The sequence below is a fragment of the Pseudomonas sp. genome (assembly GCF_026224925.1).
GTDB lineage: Bacteria > Pseudomonadota > Gammaproteobacteria > Pseudomonadales > Pseudomonadaceae > Aquipseudomonas.
This window is the reverse complement of sequence record NZ_JAMFRV010000790.1, coordinates 1-7,019: the sequence shown is the minus strand read 5'-3', so window position 1 is coordinate 7,019 and position 7,019 is coordinate 1. Positions and strand designations below refer to the sequence as shown.

The following is a 7,019-nucleotide window of genomic DNA, read 5'->3' as shown; positions in this document are numbered from 1 at the left end:
ATGAACCGCGAAGGCATTCGTCGTCTGGCGGCAGAAGAGCTGGACCTGCCAACCTCGCCGTATCACTTCGCTGACACCTTCGAGGACTACAGCAAAGCGGTTGAAGACCTAGGGTTCCCGTGCGTGGTCAAGCCGGTCATGAGTTCGTCGGGTAAAGGCCAGAGCCTGCTGAAAAGCACCGACGACGTAAAGAAAGCCTGGGACTATGCGCAGGAAGGCGGTCGCGCGGGTAAAGGCCGGGTCATCATCGAAGGCTTCATTGATTTCGAATACGAAATCACCCTGCTGACCGTGCGCCACATCGGCGGCACCACGTTCTGCGCGCCGGTGGGCCATCGTCAAGAGAAAGGCGACTATCAGGAGTCCTGGCAGCCACAGGTCATGAGCCCAGTGGCATTGGCTGAGTCGGAGCGAGTTGCCCGCGCTGTGACCGAGGCCTTGGGTGGTCGCGGTTTGTTTGGCGTCGAGTTGTTCATCAAGGGCGATCAAGTGTGGTTCAGCGAAGTTTCGCCGCGCCCGCATGACACGGGTCTGGTGACGCTGATTTCTCAGGACTTGTCCCAATTCGCGCTGCACGCACGGGCAATTCTCGGCCTGCCGATTCCCTTGATCCGCCAGTTCGGCCCATCGGCTTCGGCGGTAATCCTGGTTGAAGGCAAGTCGACCCAAACGCTTTTCACCAACCTCGGTGAAGCCCTGAGCGAACCTGACACCGCGTTGCGCTTGTTCGGCAAGCCGGAAGTCAACGGCCAGCGGCGCATGGGCGTGGCCTTGGCCCGCGACGAATCCATCGAAGCCGCCCGCGCTAAAGCGATGCGTTCTTCTAGAGCGGTTAAGGTTCAGCTGTAAGCAAGATATGCGGTGTATCAAATACACCGCTTTCCCGAATAAATTCGGTCTCACAGAGTTTGCGGTGATTCTCTGTGGGACCGAATTTATATCGGGAATCGTTTGATGCGGTCTATCAGGCAATCGTGTCCAGATCACGCTCTCGCGTTTCTTTCAGGCACAGCACAGCGATCAAGCTGAGCGTCGCTGCCGCCGACACATACCCGCCCACCCAGCTCAATCCACCCATTGCCACCAGCTTCTGGGCAAAGAAGGGTGCCACTGATGCACCGACAATGCCCCCCAAGTTATACGCCGCCGACGCGCCGGTATAACGCACGCGGGTCGGAAACAGCTCAGGCAGCATGGCGCCCATCGGTGCGAACGTCACACCCATCAAAAACAACTCTATGCACAGGAACAACGCGACGCCGCCAGTAGTGCCGTGGGTCAGCAAGGGTTCCATGGTGAAGCCGGACAGGATCGCCAACACGCCGCCGATGATCAGCACCGGTTTGCGTCCGAAACGATCACTCGCCCAGGCGGACAGCGGGGTGGCCGCTGCCATGAACAGCACGGCAAAGCACAACAACCCAAGAAACGTCTCACGGCTGTAACCGAGAGAGGCTACGCCGTAGCTCAGGGAAAAGACCGTTGAGATGTAAAACAACGCGTAGCACACCACCATCGACGCCGCGCCCAATAGCATGGGCTGCCAGTATTGGCTAAACAGCTCGACGATCGGCATTTTCACCCGCTCATGGCGGGCGATGGCGTTGGCAAAAATTGGCGTTTCTTCAAGTTTCAAGCGCACGTACAGGCCCACCATCACCAGCAATGCGCTGAGCAGAAACGGAATGCGCCAGCCCCACGAGCGAAATTGTTCGTCGGTGAGGGTCATGGCCAAGGTCAGGAACAGGCCGTTCGCTACCAGAAAGCCAATCGACGGCCCCAGCTGTGGGAACATGCCAAACCAGGCGCGCTTACCCTTGGGCGCGTTCTCAGTGGCAAGCAAAGCCGCGCCGCCCCATTCGCCGCCCAGCCCCAGCCCTTGGCCGAAACGCAGCACGCACAACAGGGTAGGGGCCCAGAAACCAATCGTCGCGTAGCCAGGCAAGACGCCGATCAGTGTGGTGCAAATGCCCATCAGCAGCAGCGAAGCCACCAGTGTTGATTTTCGCCCGATGCGGTCGCCGAAATGGCCGAACAACGCTGAACCCAGTGGCCGCGCCAGGAAGGCGATACCAAAGGTCAGGAACGCCGAGAGCATTTGTGCTGAGCCAGAGGTTTGCGGAAAAAACACTGGCCCGATCACCAGCGCCGCCGCCGTTGCGTAAACATAGAAATCGTAGAATTCGATGGCGGTGCCAATGAAGCTGGCGACGGCGATGCGTGCGGCGGAGTTGGCCGGTTTCACGGCTGCGGCGTTAAACGTCGTAGAACTGGTCATGCAAATGTCCCCGATGGGTTTTTATTTTTGTAGAACTGGGTGCTGGGTACGGCGTTTTAATGCGGCGCCAGGCGGGCTGGCGCGAAGAAGTTAAACGACTGCTCGGGTCACGCCGTTATGCCACATCAGTACACGGGTGACGCGGTTGTCTTCGGTCTCAAGGATCTCCAGCCGATACGGCCCGATCTTCAGGCATACCGAACTGTCCGGAATGGTTTCCAGCGCTTCGGTGATCAAGCCGTTAAGGGTCTTGGGTCCATCGGACGGCAGGTGCCAGCCGAGAATCTTGTTCAGTTCGCGAATCGATGCGGCGCCTTCTATCACCAGACGGCCATCGGCTTGTGGGTGGATATGGGGATTATCCAGGTCCTGTTCGTTCTCGAATTCACCGACGATTTCTTCGAGGATATCTTCCAGGCTGACGATGCCCAGTACTTCGCCGTACTCATCCACCACCACGCCCAGCCGGCGCTGTTGCTTGTGGAAGTTGAGCAACTGCAATTGCAATGGGGTGCTTTCCGGCACGAAGTAGGGTTCGTAACAGGCCGCCTTCAAGTCTTCTTTGGTCAGCTCGGCACGTGGCAATAAATGGCTGATCTGGCGGGTGTTGAGCACGCCTTCAACCTGATTGATATCGTTGTGATACACCGGCAGGCGAGTGTGGCGAGAGATGATCAACTGCTCGATGATGCGCTCGATGCTGTCATCCAGATTGACCCCGTCGACTTCGCTGCGTGGCACCAGGATGTCATTGACGGTGATGCTGTCCAGCGCATGAATGCCTGAGATCACGTGATTGCGGGGTTGGTGCTCCTGCGCGCCATCGTGAAGCATGACGGCCAAAGGAATTTCATCATCATCGGTTCGCCGTACATTCGGTTTGTCGGTGACGCCGAAAGGCCGAAGCAGCGCATTCGCGATAGCGGAAAATAGCCAGGCCAGCGGATAAACAAGCTTCATTGGCAGGCGCAAGATGCTATTGCCCAGCATCAAGATAGCGTCCGGGTAACGGGCGGCCAATGTGCGCGGCATGAATTCGGCGAAGATCAGCAGCACGCTACTGACCCCGATCCATGCGGCTGTTGGGCCGTTGAAATACCAGAAGTTCAATGCCAGTAGGGTGCTGATGATGGTGATCAGCACTTTGATCAGCGTATTGCTCAGGATAAGGCTGGCAGATTTGAACGCCAATTTCGGTTTGGCAGGGTCGGAGTTGCGTCTGTTAGGGCGCAGTGCCTTTAAATGTAAGTGGGCAGTTTCGACGGCGGTGAGCAGGCCGGACCACAGCAGTAGCAAGACCAACACACCGAGCATCGGGCCGACGGGCAGATTATCCATGATCAAGCGCCCATCAGATGTGCAGAATGAATTCGCGTACCAGCTTGCTGCCGAAAAACGCCAGCATCAGCAGGCAAAAACCGCCCAGGGTCAAACGAATTGCTTTGTGTCCACGCCAGCCGAGGCGGTTACGCCCCCACAGCAACACGCTGAACACCAGCCATGCCAGGCAGGCGAGCAGTGTTTTGTGTACCAAGTGCTGGGCGAACAGGTTTTCGACGAATAACCAGCCCGAGATTAGCGACAGTGAAAGCAGGACCCAGCCGGCCCACAGGAAGCCGAACAATAGGCTTTCCATGGTTTGTAGCGGTGGGAAATTCTTGATCATCCCGGACGGATGCTTGTGCTTGAGGCGGTGATCCTGCACCAGCAATAGCAACGCCTGGAACACCGCGATGGTGAACATTCCGTAAGCCATAATCGACAGCAGAATGTGACTCAGAATGCCTGGCTGTTCTTCTATCAACTGGACCGTGCCGCTGGGGGCGAACTGGGCGAGTAACACCGTAAAAAAACCTAGCGGGAACACCAGTACCAACAGGTTCTCTACCGGAATGCGTGCGCAGGCGATCATCGTCACCACAATGATCGCAACGGCGATCATGCTGGCGGCGCTGAAAAAGTCCAGGCCTAGGCCAATCGGTCGGATCAATTGGGAGCAAAGGCCCGCGGCGTGTGCGATCACCGCTAAGGTGCCGAGCAGGCACAGCAGGCGTTTGTCGGCCTTGGCGCCTTGCTTCAGGCGGAGCGCTTGATAGAGAGTCGCAGCGGCGTATAGACAGGCGGCGGCGAGGCTGGGTAGCAAACTAGGTGACAAGGGGAGCATAAATCCTGGTAGGCGAGCCCGAAAGGCGCTGAGTTTCGCATACAACCGACATTTGACGAAAGACCACAGAAGCAGACTCGATGGTGTCAGTCCTGCAGACTCTTCGCTATAATCCGCCACCTGCTCAAGTCGCAGGCTCGTCGACGGCTATTTTCATCAGCCGGTTTAGCCACTGTTTAGTCTCTGCTTGCTAGCAGGGCTACCACGAGCCGGGCCGCACCAACCGTGGGTTCACCAGGAACCTGAAAGGATCGCGCATGTTTGAAAATCTTACCGAACGTCTTTCACAGACCCTGCGCCATGTCACTGGCAAGGCCAAACTGAACGAAGACAACATCAAGGATACGTTGCGCGAAGTGCGTATGGCGTTGCTCGAAGCCGACGTCGCCTTGCCGGTGGTCAAAGACTTCGTCAATAAGGTCAGGGACCGTGCTGTTGGCACCGAGGTGTCACGTAGCCTGACGCCGGGCCAAGCGTTCGTAAAGATCGTTCAGGCCGAACTCGAATCATTGATGGGCGCCGCCAACGAAGATCTGGTGCTCAACGTTACGCCGCCGGCCGTCGTGCTGATGGCTGGTTTGCAAGGTGCGGGTAAAACGACCACCGCCGGCAAGCTCGCCCGCTTTCTGAAAGAACGCAGAAAGAAAACCGTCATGGTGGTCTCGGTCGACGTTTACCGTCCCGCGGCTATCAAGCAGCTTGAAACACTGGCCAGCGACATCGGCGTTACCTTCTTCCCTTCCGATATCAGCCAGAAGCCGGTTGATATCGCGCTGGCGGCCATTAAAGAAGCCACGCTCAAATTCATCGACGTTGTAATTGTCGATACCGCCGGCCGCTTGCACATCGATGTCGAGATGATGGGCGAGATCCAGGCGCTGCATGCTGCGGTGAAACCGGCCGAAACGCTGTTCGTGGTCGACGCCATGACCGGTCAGGATGCTGCCAATACGGCCAAAGCGTTTGGCGATGCGCTGCCACTGACCGGTGTGATTCTGACCAAGGTCGATGGCGATGCTCGGGGTGGCGCTGCACTGTCGGTGCGTGCAATTACCGGCAAGCCGATCAAATTTATCGGTATGGGCGAGAAGAGCGACGCGCTGGAGCCGTTCCACCCGGACCGTATTGCGTCGCGCATCCTTGGTATGGGTGACGTGCTCAGCCTGATCGAACAGGCTGAACAGGGGCTCGACAAAGAAAAAGCCGACAAGCTCGCGCTAAAACTGAAGAAAGGTAAGGGCTTCGACCTCGAAGACTTCCGTGATCAGTTGCAGCAAATGAAAAACATGGGCGGCCTCGGCGGTCTCATGGACAAATTACCAAGCATCGGCGGCATGAACCCGGCTCAAATGGGCAACGCTCAAGGCGCGGCCGAGAAGCAGTTCAAGCAGATGGAAGCCATCATCAACTCGATGACGCCTGCCGAACGCCGTGATCCAGATATCATCAGCGGTTCGCGCAAACGCCGTATTTCCATGGGTTCAGGCACTCAGGTGCAGGACATTGGTCGTTTGATCAAACAGCATAAGCAAATGCAGAAAATGATGAAAAAGTTCTCTGCGAAAGGCGGCATGCAAAAAATGATGCGCGGTATGGGTGGCATGATGCCCGGCCGTGGCGCGCCGAAAATGTAATTGTAGCGCCCCTCACATGGAGGTTCGCCTCCAGTAATCCCGCTTTTGGCGGGGTTGAAATGCCGCTGATTACGGCGGCTCCATAGCAGATCTCGATGGCATGCCGGTAGGCGCCTGAAAAAGACATTTGCAAAAGTGCGGATATTCCTTAGAATATGCGGCCTTTCGGGCACCTATGCCCGTTGTGCATCTTAGATTTGCTGCACCGACTACAGGAACGATGCTTATATGCTTACCATCCGTCTTGCCCTTGGCGGCTCCAAAAAGCGCCCGTTTTACCATTTGACCGTGACCGACAGCCGCAACCCGCGCGACGGTTCACACAAAGAACAAGTTGGTTTCTTTAACCCGGTTGCTCGTGGTCAAGAAATCCGCCTGTCTGTGAACAACGAACGCGTTGCCTACTGGCTGAGCGTTGGTGCTCAACCTTCTGAGCGTGTTGCTCAGTTGTTGAAGGACAATGCTAAGGCTGCGGCCTGAGCAATATGAACGCGACGCCAACCATTGCAGATGATTTGATCGTTATCGGCAAGATCTACTCTATTCACGGCGTTCGCGGCGAAGTGAAGGTTTTTTCCTTTACTGATCCAATTGGTAACCTGTTGGATTACAAAACCCTCACGCTTCGGCGCGACGGTGAAGTACGACAGGTAGAGCTGGTCAGTGGACGCTTGCAAAACAAGTTCCTGGTCGCAAAGATCAAAGGTCTCGATGACCGTGAAGAAGCTCGTCTTCTGGCCGGTTTTGAAATCTGTGTTCCGCGTAACCTGTTCCCTGATCTGACCGACGGCGAGTACTACTGGTACCAGCTTGAAGGTCTCCAGGTCATCGACCAACTCGGGCAATTGCTCGGGAAGATTGATCACCTGCTGGAAACCGGCTCGAACGATGTAATGGTGGTCAAGCCTTGTGCAGGTAGCCTGGATGATCGCGAACGCTTGTT

Annotated in this window: 7 protein-coding genes; 4 read left to right on the top strand and 3 right to left on the bottom strand. The window is 56.6% G+C overall.

The window, feature by feature from the left end:
- The coding region (gene purT / locus M0974_RS33120; RefSeq protein WP_297846536.1) for a formate-dependent phosphoribosylglycinamide formyltransferase at positions 1-849 on the top strand (849 nt) is incomplete at its 5' end.
- Positions 850-964: 115 nt separating this feature from the next.
- Here purT and M0974_RS33115 read toward each other — a convergent pair.
- The 3 genes from M0974_RS33115 to M0974_RS33105 form a co-directional block, all read right to left on the bottom strand.
- The gene (locus tag M0974_RS33115; protein WP_297846534.1) at positions 965-2,278 is read right to left on the bottom strand and encodes an MFS transporter; all 1,314 of its coding nucleotides are present in this window, start codon (positions 2,276-2,278) and stop codon (positions 965-967) included.
- 90 nt (positions 2,279-2,368) lie between these two features.
- On the bottom strand, positions 2,369-3,616 hold the full coding sequence (locus M0974_RS33110; protein WP_297846532.1) for a CNNM domain-containing protein: 1,248 nt from the start codon (positions 3,614-3,616) through the stop codon (positions 2,369-2,371).
- A 13-nt stretch (positions 3,617-3,629) separates the two neighbouring features.
- Entirely contained in the window at positions 3,630-4,442 is an 813-nt protein-coding gene (locus tag M0974_RS33105) for an inner membrane protein YpjD (RefSeq protein WP_297846530.1), read from the bottom strand.
- A 257-nt stretch (positions 4,443-4,699) separates the two neighbouring features.
- Between M0974_RS33105 and ffh the strand changes: the two genes are divergently transcribed.
- The 3 genes from ffh to rimM all read left to right on the top strand — a co-directional run.
- The gene (gene ffh / locus M0974_RS33100; RefSeq protein WP_297846528.1) at positions 4,700-6,076 is read left to right on the top strand and encodes a signal recognition particle protein; all 1,377 of its coding nucleotides are present in this window, start codon (positions 4,700-4,702) and stop codon (positions 6,074-6,076) included.
- A gap of 228 nt (positions 6,077-6,304) precedes the next feature.
- Complete coding sequence (rpsP, locus tag M0974_RS33095) at positions 6,305-6,556, top strand: 30S ribosomal protein S16 (protein WP_297846527.1); 252 nt, start codon at positions 6,305-6,307, stop codon at positions 6,554-6,556.
- Positions 6,557-6,561: 5 nt separating this feature from the next.
- A partial coding sequence (rimM, locus tag M0974_RS33090) for a ribosome maturation factor RimM (protein WP_297846525.1) occupies positions 6,562-7,019 on the top strand: 458 nt, incomplete at its 3' end.